The sequence below is a fragment of the Capnocytophaga sp. oral taxon 864 genome, from assembly GCF_002998835.1.
In the GTDB taxonomy this organism is placed as follows: Bacteria; Bacteroidota; Bacteroidia; order Flavobacteriales; family Flavobacteriaceae; genus Capnocytophaga; species Capnocytophaga ochracea.
This window is the reverse complement of sequence record NZ_CP027232.1, coordinates 844502-861814: the sequence shown is the minus strand read 5'-3', so window position 1 is coordinate 861814 and position 17313 is coordinate 844502. Positions and strand designations below refer to the sequence as shown.

12 protein-coding genes are annotated in these 17313 nt (G+C 36.5%); 10 read left to right on the top strand and 2 right to left on the bottom strand.

All coding sequences use genetic code 11. The features are described from left to right. Nucleotides 1-232: 232 nt before the first annotated feature. The 10 genes from rpsO to C3V44_RS03835 all read left to right on the top strand — a co-directional run bounded on the left by rpsO (nucleotide 233) and on the right by C3V44_RS03835 (nucleotide 15679). Nucleotides 233-502 carry a 30S ribosomal protein S15 gene (gene rpsO, locus C3V44_RS03880; protein ID WP_002671426.1) on the top strand — a complete coding sequence of 90 codons (270 nt, stop codon included), beginning with the start codon at nucleotides 233-235 and terminating at the stop codon, nucleotides 500-502. A gap of 112 nt (nucleotides 503-614) precedes the next feature. Further along, nucleotides 615-2846 (top strand): polyribonucleotide nucleotidyltransferase, encoded by a 2232-nt coding sequence (locus C3V44_RS03875; protein ID WP_106095598.1) that lies wholly within the window; start codon nucleotides 615-617, stop codon nucleotides 2844-2846. Between the two features lie 158 nt (nucleotides 2847-3004). After that, nucleotides 3005-3418: a hypothetical protein gene (locus C3V44_RS03870; RefSeq protein ID WP_016478810.1), complete on the top strand. Its 414-nt coding sequence runs from the start codon at nucleotides 3005-3007 to the stop codon at nucleotides 3416-3418. Then, on the top strand, nucleotides 3405-3824 hold the full coding sequence (locus tag C3V44_RS03865) for an HXXEE domain-containing protein (RefSeq protein WP_106095597.1): 420 nt from the start codon (nucleotides 3405-3407) through the stop codon (nucleotides 3822-3824). Before C3V44_RS03870 ends, C3V44_RS03865 begins: the two co-directional genes overlap by 14 nt. 6 nt (nucleotides 3825-3830) lie before the next feature. Further along, nucleotides 3831-4610: a Fic family protein gene (locus C3V44_RS03860; RefSeq protein WP_254425468.1), complete on the top strand. Its 780-nt coding sequence runs from the start codon at nucleotides 3831-3833 to the stop codon at nucleotides 4608-4610. A gap of 29 nt (nucleotides 4611-4639) precedes the next feature. Beyond that, nucleotides 4640-5665 carry an endolytic transglycosylase MltG gene (gene mltG, locus C3V44_RS03855; protein WP_106095596.1) on the top strand — a complete coding sequence of 342 codons (1026 nt, stop codon included), beginning with the start codon at nucleotides 4640-4642 and terminating at the stop codon, nucleotides 5663-5665. A 468-nt stretch (nucleotides 5666-6133) separates the two neighbouring features. After that, nucleotides 6134-10519 (top strand): gliding motility-associated C-terminal domain-containing protein, encoded by a 4386-nt coding sequence (locus tag C3V44_RS03850; RefSeq protein ID WP_254425467.1) that lies wholly within the window; start codon nucleotides 6134-6136, stop codon nucleotides 10517-10519. 145 nt (nucleotides 10520-10664) lie between these two features. Next, nucleotides 10665-11576: a type IX secretion system membrane protein PorP/SprF gene (locus C3V44_RS03845; RefSeq protein ID WP_015782758.1), complete on the top strand. Its 912-nt coding sequence runs from the start codon at nucleotides 10665-10667 to the stop codon at nucleotides 11574-11576. Between the two features lie 57 nt (nucleotides 11577-11633). Further along, nucleotides 11634-13586, top strand: a complete 1953-nt coding sequence (locus C3V44_RS03840) for an OmpA family protein (RefSeq protein ID WP_106095595.1) — start codon at nucleotides 11634-11636, stop codon at nucleotides 13584-13586. 110 nt (nucleotides 13587-13696) lie between these two features. Next, nucleotides 13697-15679, top strand: a complete 1983-nt coding sequence (locus C3V44_RS03835; protein ID WP_106095594.1) for an OmpA family protein — start codon at nucleotides 13697-13699, stop codon at nucleotides 15677-15679. Nucleotides 15680-15743: 64 nt separating this feature from the next. Here C3V44_RS03835 and lipB read toward each other — a convergent pair whose 3' ends face one another. Both lipB and C3V44_RS03825 read right to left on the bottom strand, forming a co-directional pair. Further along, the gene (gene lipB, locus C3V44_RS03830) at nucleotides 15744-16439 is read right to left on the bottom strand and encodes a lipoyl(octanoyl) transferase LipB (RefSeq protein WP_106095593.1); all 696 of its coding nucleotides are present in this window, start codon (nucleotides 16437-16439) and stop codon (nucleotides 15744-15746) included. After that, nucleotides 16417-17292, bottom strand: a complete 876-nt coding sequence (locus C3V44_RS03825; protein WP_106095592.1) for a neutral zinc metallopeptidase — start codon at nucleotides 17290-17292, stop codon at nucleotides 16417-16419. The genes lipB and C3V44_RS03825 overlap by 23 nt, the downstream gene beginning before the upstream one ends. Nucleotides 17293-17313 lie beyond the last annotated feature (21 nt).

Here is a 17313-nt window from a genome sequence, read left to right as displayed (position 1 = left end):
ATGTTATATTTTTGAGATAAAAAATAAATTTGTAATCTAATGATAATCAATATGTCATATACCCTTTGAATAACAATCTTCTAAGATTCGTTCAAGCTTCCTATAAGCTTTGTATAGGTTAAGGATAAATTGAGAAGAGGAAAAATCTATCTATAAATTTGCACAGCTTATAAAATCTTTTTATCTTTGCGCCTGAAAAAAATTACATAATAATCATTAAATTAATATTGGAATGTATTTAACAAAAGAAGTAAAAGCGGAAATTTTCAAAAAGTACGCAGGTTCAGAAACCAACACTGGTTCAGCAGAAGGGCAAATTGCTCTTTTTACCCTTAGAATCAATCACCTTACAGAACACTTGAAAGTAAATCGCAAAGATTTTAATACCGAGCGTTCCTTGGTGAAATTAGTAGGTAGGCGCAGAAGTTTGCTCGATTATTTGAAGAACACAGATATCGAAAGATACCGTGCGATTATCAAAGAGCTAAACATCAGAAAATAAGCAATAGTAAGGAGGCTTTGTGCCTCCTTTTGTTTATTACAGCAGTTTTTCATTGGTTAGACCCTAAAGCCCACAACACAACAATTATTAATTATTAATTAACAATTAAAGAATGATTCCAGAAGTAAAAAAAGAAATCATCGAATTAGGTGATGGCCGTACCATCACTATCGAAACAGGCAAGTTGGCTAAACAAGCCGACGGTGCTGTTGTGGTGCAAATGGGGAATGCGATGCTATTGGCAACCGTAGTATCGGCTAAAGAAATCAATCCTGAAACTGATTTTTTACCTCTTACTGTAGACTATCGTGAGAAGTTTGCAGCAGCAGGTCGTTTCCCTGGGGGCTTTTTCAAACGTGAAACGCGTCCTAGCGACCAAGAAATCCTTACAATGCGCTTGGTAGACCGCGTATTGCGTCCGTTATTCCCTAAAGATTATCACGCTGAAACTCAGGTGATGATTCAGCTTATTTCTCACGACGAGAATGTAATGCCCGACGCTTTGGCAGGTCTTGCTGCCTCTGCTTGCTTGGCAGTGTCCGATATTCCGTTTGATGGTCCTATTTCCGAAGTACGCGTAGGTCGTGTAAACGGTAAATTTATCGTAAATCCAAGCCGTGAACAATTAGAAGCTTCTGATATTGATATTATGGTAGGTGCTTCTAAAGACTTCGTGGCAATGGTAGAAGGTGAAATGGACGAGGTGAGTGAAAAGGATATGGCTGAAGCTATCAAATTCGCACACGAGGCTATCAAACCTCATATTGAGGCACAATTGCGTTTGGCTGAAAAAGTAGGTAAGATCGAAAAACGTACTTATGAGCCAGAGGTTGAAAACGAAGAGGTAAAAGCAAAAGTATATCCTTTGGCTTACGAAAAATGCTATGCTATTGCCAAAGAAAATACTACCAAACAAGAACGTGGCGAGAAGTTCAATGCGGTAAAAGAAGAATGCTTGGCACTCTTCACCGAAGAAGAATTAGAACTCACACCTATCATCACTCGTTATTTTGACGAGGCTGAAAAAGAAGCCGTGCGCAACCTTATCTTAAACGAAAATATTCGTTTAGACGGTCGTAACACTACCCAAATACGCCCTATTTGGTGCGAAGTAGGCTATTTGCCATCAGCACACGGTTCATCTATCTTTACACGTGGTGAAACCCAATCGCTTACTACCGTTACGTTGGGAACTTCACGCGAAGCAAACGTAATCGATTTGCCTTCAGAACAAAGTGAAGAACGTTTCTACTTGCATTACAACTTCCCTCCTTTCTCAACAGGTGAAGCACGTCCGTTACGCGGAACATCACGTCGTGAGATAGGTCACGGTAACTTAGCACAACGCGCCCTCAAACGTATGATTCCTGAGGATTGCCCATATACCGTGCGTGTAGTATCCGAGATTTTGGAATCTAACGGTTCATCATCTATGGCTACCGTATGTGCAGGTACTTTAGCCTTGATGGATTCAGGGGTACAAATGGTAAAACCTGTATCGGGTATTGCTATGGGACTCATCACCGATGGCGAGCGTTATGCAGTACTTTCCGATATCTTAGGTGATGAAGACCACTTAGGTGATATGGACTTCAAAGTAACCGGTACCGCCGATGGTATTACCGCTTGCCAAATGGACATCAAAATCAAAGGTCTTTCTTACGAAATACTCGAAAAAGCTTTGAACCAAGCCCGCGAAGGACGTATGCACATCTTAGGCAAAATCACTGATACTATTGCCAAACCTAACCCAACAGTGAAACCTCACGCACCTAAAATTGTTAAGATGGATATGCCTAAGGAATACATCGGAGCATTTATCGGTACGGGTGGTAAGAACATTCAAGATTTGCAAGCGCGCACAAATACTACTATTGTGGTAGAAGAAGTGGGCGAATTGGGCATCATAGAAATCTTAGGTACCGACGAAGCTGGTATTCAAGAAGCTATTGAGGCAGTAAACGCAGTGAAATTTGAACCTGTAGAAGGAGAAACTTACACTGTAAAAGTAGTGCGCTTGGTAGAATTTGGGGCTTTTGTAGAGTTTGTTCCTGGTAAAGACTCTTTGCTCCACATCTCTGAAGTATCTTGGGATAGAATCGACAAAATAGAAGATGCTCTTAAAGAAGGTGATATCATAGAAGTGAAATACCTTGGTATCGACCCTAAAACCAAGAAAACAAGAGTATCACGCAAAGCCTTGTTGCCACGTCCACCACGCGAAGAGCGCCCTGACCGTCCAGCGAGAGAAGACCGCCCAAAATCAGATAAACCTTACAACGGTAAACCTCGTAACGACCGCCCTAAAGGACACAATAATAACCAAAAACCACGTCAAGAATAGCAAAAAACTTTGTCAAAATCTCAAAATTTGACAAAGCCTATCATAGAATTTTTGTATTCATAATATTTTTTAAACCGAAGATTTGGTACTTTTATAGTATAAAGTTTTCGGTTTTTCTTTTTTTTAGTATCTTTGCCATCACATAAAAGATTTCAAAAATGAAACCCTTTCTAATTTCAATCGTAACTGATGTGATTGATGCACCTGTAGCATTGGTATATAATATTGTTACTGATAATAAGAACTTTCAGTGGCGAAAGGAAGTGGAAAACATTGAGTTATTAGAAGACGGTTTTATTGAATATTACAAAGGTGGGGGACACACGTTTTTTAAGAATATTCAGAAGAAAGAAAATGAGTATTATGCCTTTACAATGCAACACAAACTATTTTATGGAGAATGGGAAGGAAAGTTTGAATCGTATAACGGAGGTACTAAAGTTTGCTTTCAAGAGAAAATACATATTAAAAACTTCTTTTTAAGACTCATAGCGCCTCTCTTTTGGAATTTAAAACGGATACAACAAAACTATATTACCACATTAAAAGCAGAAGTATATGCAAACCAATAGATACATACATTTGTGGCTACCCATAATGGGACTACACGCTTTGCATCAAGTAGAAGAGAGTATTTCATTCTGGCAATGGTATATTGACTTTGTAGATAAGATACCCTCTTGGTTGCAGTTTTCAAGAATTTTAGAGAATGCCCATTTAGCAAAATCTCACCCTGAATATTTTATAGGAGCTTCCATAGGACAACTTGTTTTGGTAGCGGTCATTGCTTTTTTATGTCGAAAGAACGAAAAAGCTACAAGAATTGCTCTTGGGATATACCTCGCAGGATTGAGTTTCTTTTTGGTATGGCATATCCTAATAAGCTATTTCACCCATTCTTATTCTCCCGTAATGGTAACCTGCCTCATAGGGGTTTATCTCATCCCAAAATGGGGGTGCCAGTTGTTTAAAAGATAGAAGCCAATGACTATTCCAGAAATTATACAAACCTACAGAGCACTTGGTTTAGAATCCTCGTTGAATTATAATGAGTTCAACAAGATTCTTATTACCAGTCACTCTACCCGTATAGAAGGCTCTACTTTAACTTTAAACGAAACTCGCGTACTGATTGAAGAAGGCAACACTCCTAATGGTAAGCCTCTATTGTTTGCCAATCAAACTAAAGATCATTATGAGGCATTGAATTTTGTACTAAAAGAAGCTACACAACAACGACTTCTATCAGTAACTTTTATTCAGGAAATAGCTGCCAAAGTGATGAAAACTACAGGAGAAGTGCTTACTAATGCCTTAGGTACTGTAGATGCCAGCAAAGGTGAATTGCGTAAGGTGAGAGTAACCGCAGGAGGTGTATCGTTTATGAGTTTTGAAAAAGTACCGGCAACATTAGAGCAGTTAGTAAAAAAACTAAATGAACTACTCCCTAAGCAAACTACCGAAGAAGCTCAATTAGCACTGTCATTTTATGCTCATTGTGAGTTAGTGAACATTCACCCTTTTCTTGATGGCAACGGCAGAACCTCACGCCTGCTGATGAACTTTATTCAACAGTGGTATGGTTTGCCTTTGGGTATTGTATTTGCAGAGGATAAAGCAGCTTATTACGAGGCTTTGAACTCTGTGCGAACAAACGAAAACTTTGAGGCATATATGCTTTTATGTTTAGTCAGTATACTAAACATTTGCAAAATGAGATTGCTAAAGAGAAGGATTTTAGAGAAAAAGAAGACAAAACCATAGAATGGAAATTTTAAAATAGAAAAACAACTATGAAAAAATGGATTATAGGAGCGGTGATTGCCGTGATAGCCGTATTAGGCTTCTTTATTTATCGCGCTGTACTGGTGAGCAATACAGCTTTTCAAACCAAAGAAGAAATAGTATATATCCCTACAGGAGCCGATTTTAGCGATGTGTTGTACGTGATGAGTCCCTTGTTGAAAGACCGTACTTCTTTTATCCAAGTAGCCAAGTGTATAGGCTATGCTGATAAAGTAAAAGCAGGTAAATACATCATCAAAAAAGGGGCAACCAATATAGATATCGTACGCACTCTTCGCAATCGTAATACTCCTGTAAAACTCAAATTCAATAATCAGGAGCGATTAGAAGACTTTGCAGGACGTATCGCTGCACAAATAGAGCCTGATAGCACTACTTTAATGCGTGCTTTTTTAGACACTAACTTCCTCAAAGAAAACGGTTTCACCGATGCTACTGCATTGGCAATGTATATCCCCAATACGTATGAGTTCTATTGGAATACCTCTGCCGAAGAATTTCGCGACCGTATGCTCAAAGAATATGAGCGTTTTTGGACACCTGAACGCAAAGCTCAAGTCCAAAAGCAAGGGCTTACGCCCATAGAAGTGAGTATATTGGCATCAATTGTACAGAAAGAAACGGCTAAGGTAGACGAGCGTCCGCGCATAGCAGGGGTTTACTTGAATCGCTTACATATCAATATGAAATTGCAAGCTGACCCTACTGCTATCTTTGCTATGAAAAACCATACGGGTAACTATAATATGGTAATAAAACGCGTTACCGAGGTGCATACAAGTTTGCAAAACCCCTATAATACTTATCGGAATTACGGTTTACCTGTGGGACTTATCACGATGCCCGATATATCGAGTATTGAAGCTGTGCTCAACCCTGAGCAACACGATTATCTCTTTTTTGTTGCTGATACTGAAAACTACGGTTATCATAAATTTTCGCGTACCTATATGCAACACCTACAAGGGAAAAAGCAATATACAAGATGGGTTGATGACAAAGGAATTAAATAGAAGATGATTAATGATTAATGATTAATGGTTAATGGTTAATGGTTAATGGTTAATGGTTAATGGTTAATGGTGAAATTAGGGGTAACTTATACAGAGCTTATAGGATAAACGAACTATGAGTGGGTCTACAGTGGGTCTACAGTGGGTCTACAGTGGGTCTACAGTGGGTCTACAGTGGGTCTACAGTGGCTCTACAACGAACAAAAGACGAACAAAAGACGAACGATAAACGAAGGAACAACGAATGTAAAGTGGAAGTAAAGTGAAGGAGAGATATATTAAAAAGGTTTCTTTATTCACTTATTTTCCAATTGCTGATATCTGTTAAGCGGGTATTGTAATGACAGCTATTATAGATGAATAATATATTTATTAGGCACTGATAAAAAATAAATGTTAAAAATCTTGTGTTTTTATGGATGAAGACGTAATTTTGCCTTGCAAAATGAAGTTTTTTAAGGCTTAATAATGATGTGGGATTTTAAACGAACAGTAAATGTATTTACTCTAATACTACTACTTATACTCTTTTCTTCAACAGAGATTCTTAAAGCACAGCAACTAAAAACTGTAATTTCAGAGAATATAAAATTTACTACTTCTGGTTTTCAGGAAGGTACTTATATTTCCGTGAGAATTATTTTTCCTAAAGATAAAGAAAAGATAGATATACGATTCACTTTTCCTGAAGGAATTGAATATGCGGGATATACTCTTGAAAAGAACAGTGCCATACGAAAAGTTACTCCCAAAGATATAAATTTACCTAATAACCCTGTGCTTACAGTACTAAGTAGACCAGGAAGTACAACACATCTTTTAGTGAAACGCAGAATTACTAAAAGAGGGTACAACTATCTGAAAACACATCTATCTCTTCAAGATGAAGTGGGTGTAATGATTGATGAGGTAACGGTTGCTACTAAAAAATCTAATGAATATTTTTTAAATACTCCTAATCTGCAAATTACGACACAAAAGGTGAAAGAGAATTCTATGGGGGATTATTCGAGAGTATTCAGTATTGAGAATAAAACCATAGAAGGAAAAAGAGTAGGTATCATAAACGATATTTATTTTTCGATGAAACACCCGTTAGGGGTTAAAACACGAAAAATGATTTACAATAAAAAAGTACTTACTCCCATAAGTAAAGTGCCACAGCATATAGGGCAAAATGGAGGAGAGGATTTGTATGTGATACGAATTTCGGAAGGATTAAAAGAGAAGGAAGGAGTTTGGATTACAGAAGAGTATACGGCGAAAGGTTGTAAAGCCAATGGAGAGGTGCGTTATGAGGCTTATTGGGGAGAAAATCCTTTGGAATTATATGAAGTGAGTAGTGCTGTTCAATCGATTACAATGCAGGAGGCAACTGATGAAAACCCTAATGTTATTTTAAATCGACAGAGTACAGCAACTTATTTTAAATGGAGTGATGGCTTCTGTGGAAATACTTTGGGAATGTTTACTGCACAATACATTAATAAAGGGAATGCAACGGCTTATGATCTTCAACTGACCCTTTATGAAGAAGAGGATGCGGTGAAATTTAAGGCTTATAAGCCTACGAATTTCCGTATTATAGATAGTGAGAAAAAAGAAATCATTATCCCTGATAAAGCCATACAAATGCCTGATGGTGTGTTAGGAAAACGCATCATTAGCTTTGCTGAATTAGAAAGTTTTAAGGATTTAGCATTAGGACAAAGCAATATAGGTCTTACTGATGAAGATGGTGACGGGGTAAGAGATGATTTGGCACCAGAAGAAAAGTTAGAAATACGTTTTGATTTAGTTAGAAATGATAATATTCCCTGCTTATCATCTACCGAAGGGATATTTGCAGTAAGTATTATTACTGAGCTTTCTTACCATAGCTTGTGTGGTATTTCTTTTCATAAACAAGAGTCATTAAGTGACCATACTTTTAAACGAAAAATAAAAGATGTGAAAGACACTTCAAAATTTCCTACCTTATTAGCACTTAACCAACCTATACCGGCTTCAATATCTTTTACTGCTTCTGTAACTTCACAAGACAATATTCAACAATTACAATCACATCACAAAGAAATAGCAGAAAGGAAGTATCGTTATGAGCTGTTGTTACCCGAAGGAATGGCAATGATGAATATAAAGTTTTATAAAGCCGATGCTTATGGGGGTTCGGTAGCATCTGCAATAACTCTGCCTGATGTCCCTTCGGGAGGAACATTCAGTTATACCACAGCAGATGAGGTTTGGGGATATATCACTTTTGATATGATTTTAACAACCTATAAGGCAAACAAGGTTTCTTTGCAATATTCAATTTGGCAAATGGATAAGAATAGGTATAATACTTATTGCAAAATACCTTATATTTGTACACAAAGGGCGATAGTTGCCAAGTGTCCTGATGAGTGCTTTGAGAATGCCCCTAAAACACTTTCAACAACAATAGAAAGGGCTGAAAATTCATATGGTTGGACAGATTATACAATGACCAAACGGCAAAAGCGCGCAAAAGTGAGACAAGAAGACCGCAAGCGAGCACTTTACTTAGACGATATTGAAATAATATCGGAGGGAGTACAATTAGGGGGCTCTACTAAGAATCTTTATTATTATGTGCGGGTACCTAAAACAGTGGTATTATTGCCTAAACAGGTTAGTTTAAAGATAGGAGAGCATCTCATAACATTGGTTGCCAAGCAGGGTGTCCTTTGTCAGACCACCGATGATGAAAATAATTATTTCTTGTGGAATTTAACAGAGGCATTACCTTCTCGAGGAGTTTTAGCAGATGAGAAATTTACTGCTGTTGTTACTTATCGAGTGGAGAGTTGTACTGCCGAAGATGTTACTTCAACCTCTCAATTAAAAGAAGAGATAGGTTCTTTTTTTTATAGAATTGATGGAACAAAAGAACAAAACATAAATGAAAGAGGTTATCATACGGAGGAATTGCATTGTGGAGAAGAGAGTAAGAGTGTATTTTATATTGTAAATATACCTGATGAAGATGTTTACTCTTGCTATAAGATGAAAGATTGTGTGTTATTTTCTCTACGAAATAAGACAGAGAGTAGTGTTATTCAGCAGACTACCGATAGAATATTTAAAGATGAATATCGTCCTAAGAGGCTTGTAAAGATTATAGAGATAAAAGTGCCTAAGGGTTATGATTTGGTAAAGCCGGTGGCGTATCATTATTTAGAAAACACGGCAACTAATGTAGTGCATATTCCGTTAGAAAGCTTTACAACGAATGAAGATAAGGATTTTAAAGTGTATACTTATACTAACCCTATGAAAGGAACGGAGGGATATTTACCGCCAGAAATTATTTCGGGACAAAATGATGAGACTCAGTATATAGAAGTTTTTGTACAGCCTACTTGTAAAGCAAAAGTATGCACAAGCGAAGAAGAAGCCTTTAACCATAATCAATTAGTAATTATGGGGGTAACCTATGAAGGTTTCTATTATCATTATGCCAATAGTGGAGAGACAAAGATTACAAAACAGAATACATCGAATACTTTGCTTTATGGGGGACAGCGCTCTATTACTTTGCAGTCTATCACCCCTCAGAATATAAAAATACATAACACGACCTTTTTTATAGACTTTAGGTTACAAAATTTGAATAGGGAGCCCATAGATAATATTTGGCTTATGCTCCCCAATATACAAGGTATAGAAGTATTGAGATTGTTAGCAGTAGACCCTATTAAACAGAAAGAGCAAAGAGTTATCACAGCCCAAGATGTGCAAGGCAAGAAGTATTATTCTTTAAGTGAGCTACGAGCCTATACAGATATGGTTTATCGATTGGAATACCGAGTGACTAACTTCGATATGACACATTTTACCGTTGAGGTTTATGCAGGCAGGAGTTGTAATGATAATTTAATGGAATGCAATATACAACAACTTGTGTATAATGTAGAAAATGAAAAAGGAGTAACACCTGATATTGTTGTTGTAACACAACCTGAGAGTCAAGTGTTATGCAATGGAGAAAGAGCTGTATTTACTTCTGAGGCTAAACTTATCTCAGCAAGTGCTACAGGAAAAAACATCGGCTATCAGTGGCAAGAATTAACTAATAAAAGCACCCAATGGAAGGATATAGATACAGAAAAGGGCTCTGTTAGAAGAGGAGATAAAGTAACCTTAGTTTTCGATGCTGTCAATGCTGACTTAAACGGGAATAAGTATAGAGTTAAATATAGTTATACAGACGTAAAAACTGCTACCGTTCAGTACTCTGAGGAAGCAATATTGAAGGTGAATTATTTAACTATCGAACAACAACCTACCTCAGGTGTTTATATTCAGAAAGCTTTGCCATCGCCTTTATATGTGATAGTGAAGGGTACCACTACACCTGTGTATCAGTGGTATGAGAGTGCTATGAATACAAATATCGGTGGTAAGGCAATAGATTCTCGCGCGAATAGTTATACACCTTCAACTGAAACAGTAGGGGAGAGGTATTATTATGTGACTATAACTGATAGATGTGGCACTGTAACGAGTTCAGTAGCCAAAATAGAGGTAAAAGCAGATACTTTTACAACAACAAGTGAATTGAAAAGAATTACTGTTTACAATGGTTTGTCAGCAAACGGAGATGGAAAAAATGATTGTTTTTATATCAGAGGAATAGAGCATTACCCCAATAATAGAGTTAAGGTATATAATCGGGCAGGTGAAAAAGTGTTTGATATAAAAGGATATGACAATACTTCTCGCGTATTAAAAGGAGATAAAATGCCCTTAGGAACTTACTACTATGTGTTAGAATATTACGATGCTCAACGAAAAGAAACACAAATAGGGTGGCTGTATATACAAAAATAATAAGGGTATAGATATAAAATATTGTGTAAAAAGTGGTAGAAATGTAAAAAAGTTGTACTTTTGCCGAAATAAAAGTCAGTTAGATTTACTATCTAACTGATTTACAATAATAAAGAATAAAATTTAAGTAATACATAGTTTAAAAATGATTAAAAAAGCGTTTATTTTAGTATTAACAATGTTTAGTGTAGGGGTATATGGACAACAAGAGTCGCAATATACCCAGTATATGTACAACACTATGATGTTTAACCCAGCTTATACAGGCTCGAGAGAGGTAGGCAGTTTCTTTGGTATGTTTCGTACCCAATGGGTAGGCATCAAAGGAGCCCCCACTAATGGAAGCATTAGTTATCACCAACCAATGGAGAGCTTACGCAATGTAGGTTTGGGAGGAAGTATTTTTAGAGAGAGTATAGGACCTCAAAATCAAACGGATTTAACGATTGATTTTTCATATACTTTGAACTTTGAGAACTCTAAATTAGCTTTTGGTATCAATGGTTCGGGTAGCTTATTTCAAATAAATTATGATGAGCTAACCAAACAAGACCAAGCAGACCCTAACTTATCGGGCAGTGAGAGCGTTTTTTCTCCCAATATAGGAGCGGGTATTTATTGGTATACAGATAAGTATTATTTAGGGTTTTCAGTGCCTAATATGTTGGAAACCACTCATTACAACAAGAGTTCAGTGTCTGTGTTGAAGAATACGCAGCATATGTATTTAATCGGTGGTTATGTGTTCAACTTGTCAGAGAACACAAAATTCAAACCCGCAGTGCTTTCTAAGATAGCTTTTGGAGCACCCTTGCAATTGGACTTATCGGCAAACTTTATGTTTAATGAGAAGTTTGTGTTGGGGGCAGCTTACAGATGGTCGGCAGCAGTGAGTGTAATGGCAGGTTTTCAGATAAGTGAACGTTGGTTTGCGGGATATGCTTATGACTTTGAGACGACTGAATTATCAAAATATAATTCAGGTTCACACGAAATCTTTTTGCGTTATGAACTGCTCAAAACCTATAAGAAAATAGTGTCTCCTCGTTTCTTTTAGTTAGGAAGGAGAACAGAGAGTATAAGCCTTTATAAATTACTTAAAATTGAATTGTTGATGAGAAAATACACTTTTATAATAGCGTTATTTTGTGGAATATCTGTACTGTTTGCCCAGAATGAGAAAGAGTTGCAAAAAGCAAAGGAAATGTATAAAAACTTTGCTTATGTTGATGCTATAAAAATATATGAAAGCATTGCTAAGAAAGGATTTGTGAATCAAGATATATTAGAAAATCTTGGTAATTCATACTACTACAATGCCGAATACAAGAAAGCATTACCTTGGTACAAACAGCTATTTGAGAATAAGAAATATAAAATCAAACCTGAATATTACTATCGCTATGCACAAGTACTAAAATCAGTAGGGAAATATGACGAAGCAAATAAGCTAATGTCTCAGTTTGCTGAGCTTACAGGTAATAATGATACGCGTGCTGTACTTTATGAAGAGAATAAGGACTATCGGGAAGTGATAGAGAGTAACTCAGGACGTTTGCAATTACACCCAGTAGCTATTAACACCGAATATTCAGAATATGGGACAGCTTTTTATGGTGATAAAATAGTTTTTGCAGCAGCTAATAGCGGTAGAGCTTCTAAAGGAGGAATTTCACAATGGACAGGAGAGAGTTTTTATGACCTGTATATAGCAGACCGCAGTAAGCAAGAATTAAGTAATAAGAAACCTTTTTCATCAGCTTTAAATACAAAGTTTAATGAATCTACGGCTGTGTTTACAAAAGATGGAAAAACAGTGTATTTTACCCGTAATAACTATATAAATAAAAAGATAGGAACGAATGGAGAAAATACTATCTTACTAAAAATACTTAAAGCAACGAAAGATGAAAAAGGTGATTGGGAGAATGTGGTAGAGGTGCCATTTAATAGTAACCAATACAATGTGGCACACCCAGCCTTGAGTCCTGATGAAAAATATCTTTATTTTGCTTCAGATATGAAAGGAACCTTAGGGAGTTCGGATATCTTTCGCGTAGAGATTTTAGGAAATAATAAATACGGTAGACCCGAAAATTTAGGAGATGTTATTAATACGTCGGGACGTGAATCTTTCCCTTTTATCTCTAAGAACAATGTGTTGTATTACTCATCAGATGGTTTTCCAGGGTTAGGAGGTTTGGATATCTTTGCAGTAAAGTTTTATGAAGACGGAACTGTATCAAAACCTATTAATATAGGTAAGCCAGGTAATAGTGCTGATGATGATTTTTGTTTTATAATGGATAGTGACAGTAGGATAGGATTTTTAAGTTCTAACAGAGCTGGAGGAAAGGGTAAAGATGATATTTACAGCTTTTATGAAGAGAAACCTTTATCCTTTGACTGTGAGAAAATGCTGAAAGGAGTACTGAAAGATGCTAATACAAAAAGCGTTATTGTAGATGCTCTTATAGTGCTATCAGATAGAACAATGAAACAGGTAGATACTCAAAGAACTAAAGAAGATGGTACTTTTGCATTCAAGAAGGTGGATTGTAAAGAATTATATTATTACCTAAGAGCTGAAAAAGATAAATATGAAACCACAGAAGTGAAAGTATTAACGGGTAAAGAAGGAGATATCTTCTACGAGTTTTTGTTAAAACCGAGAGAAATAGCTATCTCAAAGGATACTGATTTAGCTAAAGTATTTGAGATAAAAGAAATATACTTCGATTTAAACAAGTCGAACATCAGACCAGATGCAGCGGTAGAATTAGCTAAGATTGTGGAAGTGATGAAACAATATCCTAAGATGAAGATAGATATTCGTTCGCACACCGATAGCCGAGCTACAGATGCTTATAACTTAGCTTTATCTGACCGCCGAGCTAAAGCAACTCTTGAATGGATAGTTAAGCAAGGTATTGACCGCAAGCGATTGAAAGCGAAAGGCTATGGAGAAACGCAATTAGTAAATGGTTGCTCAAATGGAGTGCCTTGCACTGAAGAACAACATCAAGTTAACCGCCGTAGTGAGTTTATTGTGGTAAGTATGGATTAATAGAAATATTGTAATGGAAGATTAGGAGTTATAAATTAACTCCTATTTTTCTATTTACCCAGTTGATATTACAAACCTTCTTTTTTATAATTTTTTCCTTTTATTGATTTATGAAGAAACAAATACCTTTCTATTTATTAGTCATTCTTGTAAGTACTTTTACACAAACTATTTGTGGACAAAGTGAAAAAGAAGCTTTACAGAAAGCAGCTAACTATTACAGGAACTTGGATTATGTACAGGCTATTAATGCCTATGAAAGTATTGCTCGTAAAGGAGTGGAACCCCAAGAGCTATTAGAAAATTTGGCTAATGCTTACTACTATAATGCCGATTACAAACAAGCGAATAAGTGGTATGCAAAACTCTTTGCAAATACTGATGTTAAGACAGGAAAAACTTATAATATTAATCCTGAATATTACTATCGTTATTCGCAAACTTTAAAATCAGTGGAAGATTATGAAGCCTCTGACAAAATGATGGATAAGTTTGTGGCTCTTAAAGGGAATACTGATTCGCGTGCAGTACTCTTTCAAAAGAACAGAGATTATCAGGCAGAAATTAAGCGGAATTCTGATAGAATGGTATTACACCCCTTACAGATTAATACTAATAAATCAGAGTATGGGACAGCTTTTTATGGTAATAATATAGTATATGCTACTAGCAAAGGAGGTATTTTAAAGAAGCGTGCAGATTGGACAGGAGATAATTTTTATAGTTTGTATGAGGCAACTACCGATAGCTTGCAAGTTTTTAAGAAAGGAAAGCTCAATGGTATCAATACTAAGTTTAACGAATCGACAGCTGCGTTTAGCAAAGATGGAAACACGATTTATTTTACTCGTAATAACTTTATCCATAATGAAGTAAAGACTAATGGGGACGAAACAGTATTGTTGAAAATATTTAAAGCTACCAAAAATAAGAGCGGTAAGTGGGAAGATGTAAAAGAAATGCCTTTTAATAGTAATATTCATAGTGTAGCTCACCCTGCTTTAAGTCCTGATGGCAAATATATTTATTTTGCATCGGATATGAAAGGCACTATTGGAGCATCGGATATTTATCGTGCTAAAATACTGAAAAACGGTTATGGGAAGCCAGAGAATTTAGGAGCACTTGTCAATACACAAGGTAGAGAGTCTTTCCCATTTGTTTCAGATGATAACATATTGTATTATTCATCAGATGGTTTTCCAGGTTTAGGCGGTTTAGATATTTATGCCGTAAAATTAGATGAGGAAGGCAATCCTATTTCTAAACCTGTGAATGTAGGTCGCCCTGCCAATAGTGCTGAAGATGATTTCTGTTATGTAATTAACACTCATACTAAAATAGGTTATCTTACTTCGAACAGACCAGGAGGTAAAGGAAGTGATGATATTTATAGTTTTTATGAAGAAACCCCAGTACAGTTCTCGTGCAAACAAGCCATTAATGGGGTTGTTAAAAATGCAAAAAGTTTAGAAGTAATAGCAGATGCTAAAATTACTTTATTAGATAAGTCATTGAAGTTAATAGAAGAAAAAATCTCGAATAAGGAGGGGGCTTTTAGTTTTCCTTATACTTCCAATTGCAAAGATGAACAGCTAATAATTAAAACAATAAGGGGAGGTTTTTCTTCTGATGAACAAAATATTACTTTAACAGGATTAAAAGACGCATATGCTGAAGTATTGTTATCTCCTATTGTTGAGAAGAAACCTATAAAAATAGGAGATGATTTATCAAAGGAATTAAAAATAGATAATATATACTTCGACTATGATAAAGCTAATATTCGTCCTGATGCAGCTGAACAGTTGGCTAAAATAGTAAAAGTAATGGAAGAGTACCCTACTATGAAAATAGATGTGCGCTTGCATACTGATAGTAGAGGTTCTGATAGCTATAACTTAGCTTTGTCACAAAGACGTGCAAAATCAACTATTAAGTGGCTTATAGCTCACGGTATTCACAAAGATAGGATTACGGGTAAGGGCTATGGAGAAACGCAATTAGTAAATGGTTGCTCAAATGGAGTACCTTGTACTGAAGAACAGCATCAAGCAAACCGTCGTAGTGAATTTATTATTATATCAATGTAAGAAAAGAATATTTCTATAAAATAGGAGGGAGGTTATCATTTTGATACCTCCCTTTTTTTATTCTTTATAATGTTGCTTCAAAGATTTCTTTAAAATGAGTAAGGATACGTTGTTTTACCTCTTGAGTATCCACCTTATCTTTTGCTAATTCCACATTTAGAGACGTTACTGCTTTACCGCGAATACCACAAGGGATGATATTATCAAAATAGCCTAAATCAGTATTTACATTTAGGGCAAAACCGTGCATTGTTACCCAACGAGAACAACGGACTCCCATTGCGCAAATTTTACGAGCAAAAGGTGTTCCTACATCAAGCCAAACCCCTGTCTCACCTTCACTGCGTTCGCCTTTGAGACCATAATCGGAAAGAGTACGGATAATCACTTCTTCTAAAGAACGCAAATATTTGTGGATATCGGTGAAAAAGTTTTCTAAATCTAAGATAGGATACCCCACAATTTGTCCAGGTCCGTGATAGGTGATATCTCCACCACGATTGATTTTGTAAAAAGTAGCCCCTTTATTTTTTAGTCCTTCTTCATCGATGAGCAGATTCTCTATATGACCGCTTTTGCCAAGTGTATATACGTGAGGGTGTTCTACAAAAAGGAAATAATTAGTAGTAGGCAAGTTTGTGCCATTAGCTTTGTTATTTGTTTTTTGTGCGACTATTTCTTCAAACAGCGACTCTTGGTAGTCCCACGTTTCTTTGTAGTCTTTATTACATAAATCCTTAACGATTACTTGTTTGTTCATAAATAGTTTGAATATTACCCTGACGGATATCTCCAGTATTGTACCCTTTGGTAAACCAATATTTACGTTGTTCAGAAGTACCGTGAGTGAATGAATCAGGTACTACGTGTCCTTGCATACGTTTTTGTATAGCATCATCACCTACAGCGTTAGCCGCACTAAGAGCTTCGTCAATATCATCGACATCTAAATATTTTTGGTTGTGATGTGCCCATACTCCCGCATAGAAATCGGCTTGTAATTCTTGTGCTACCGACCATTTATTGGCAGCTGCTTTGGAGAGCCCTTGTTGTTTTTGGCGTACTTGTTGCGAAGTGCCTAAGAGCGTTTGGATATGATGCCCTACCTCGTGTGCCATTACGTAGGCAATAGCAAAGTCGCCACCTTTAGCTCCGAAGCGTGTTTTGAGTTCTTCAAAGAAATCCATATCCATATAGAGCTTTTGGTCAGCAGGACAATAGAATGGACCTACTGCAGAAGAGGCAGTTCCACAGCCTGTATTTACATTAGCAGTAAAGAGTACCAAGGTAGGTTTCTTATAGGTTCCTAAGCCATTTTGAGCAAATATTTTATCCCATACATCTTCGGTATCGGCGAGTACTGTAGCGGTAAACTCACCTATTTTCTTTTGTTCGGCAGTAAGTTCTACGCGTTCTACCGCTTGTTGAGTTTGGTTACCACCTGCTACTTGACTTACTACAGAGGCTACTTGTTGTCCTGTTTCGCCTCCAAAGAGTTGTAACAATACTACGATGATACCTACGATACCGCCGCCTGCTATAAGACCACCTTTAGCACTTATTCCGCGACGGTCGTCTACATTGCTACTTTGTCTTCTTCCTTCCCATTTCATAGTTTATCTTGTTATATTTTG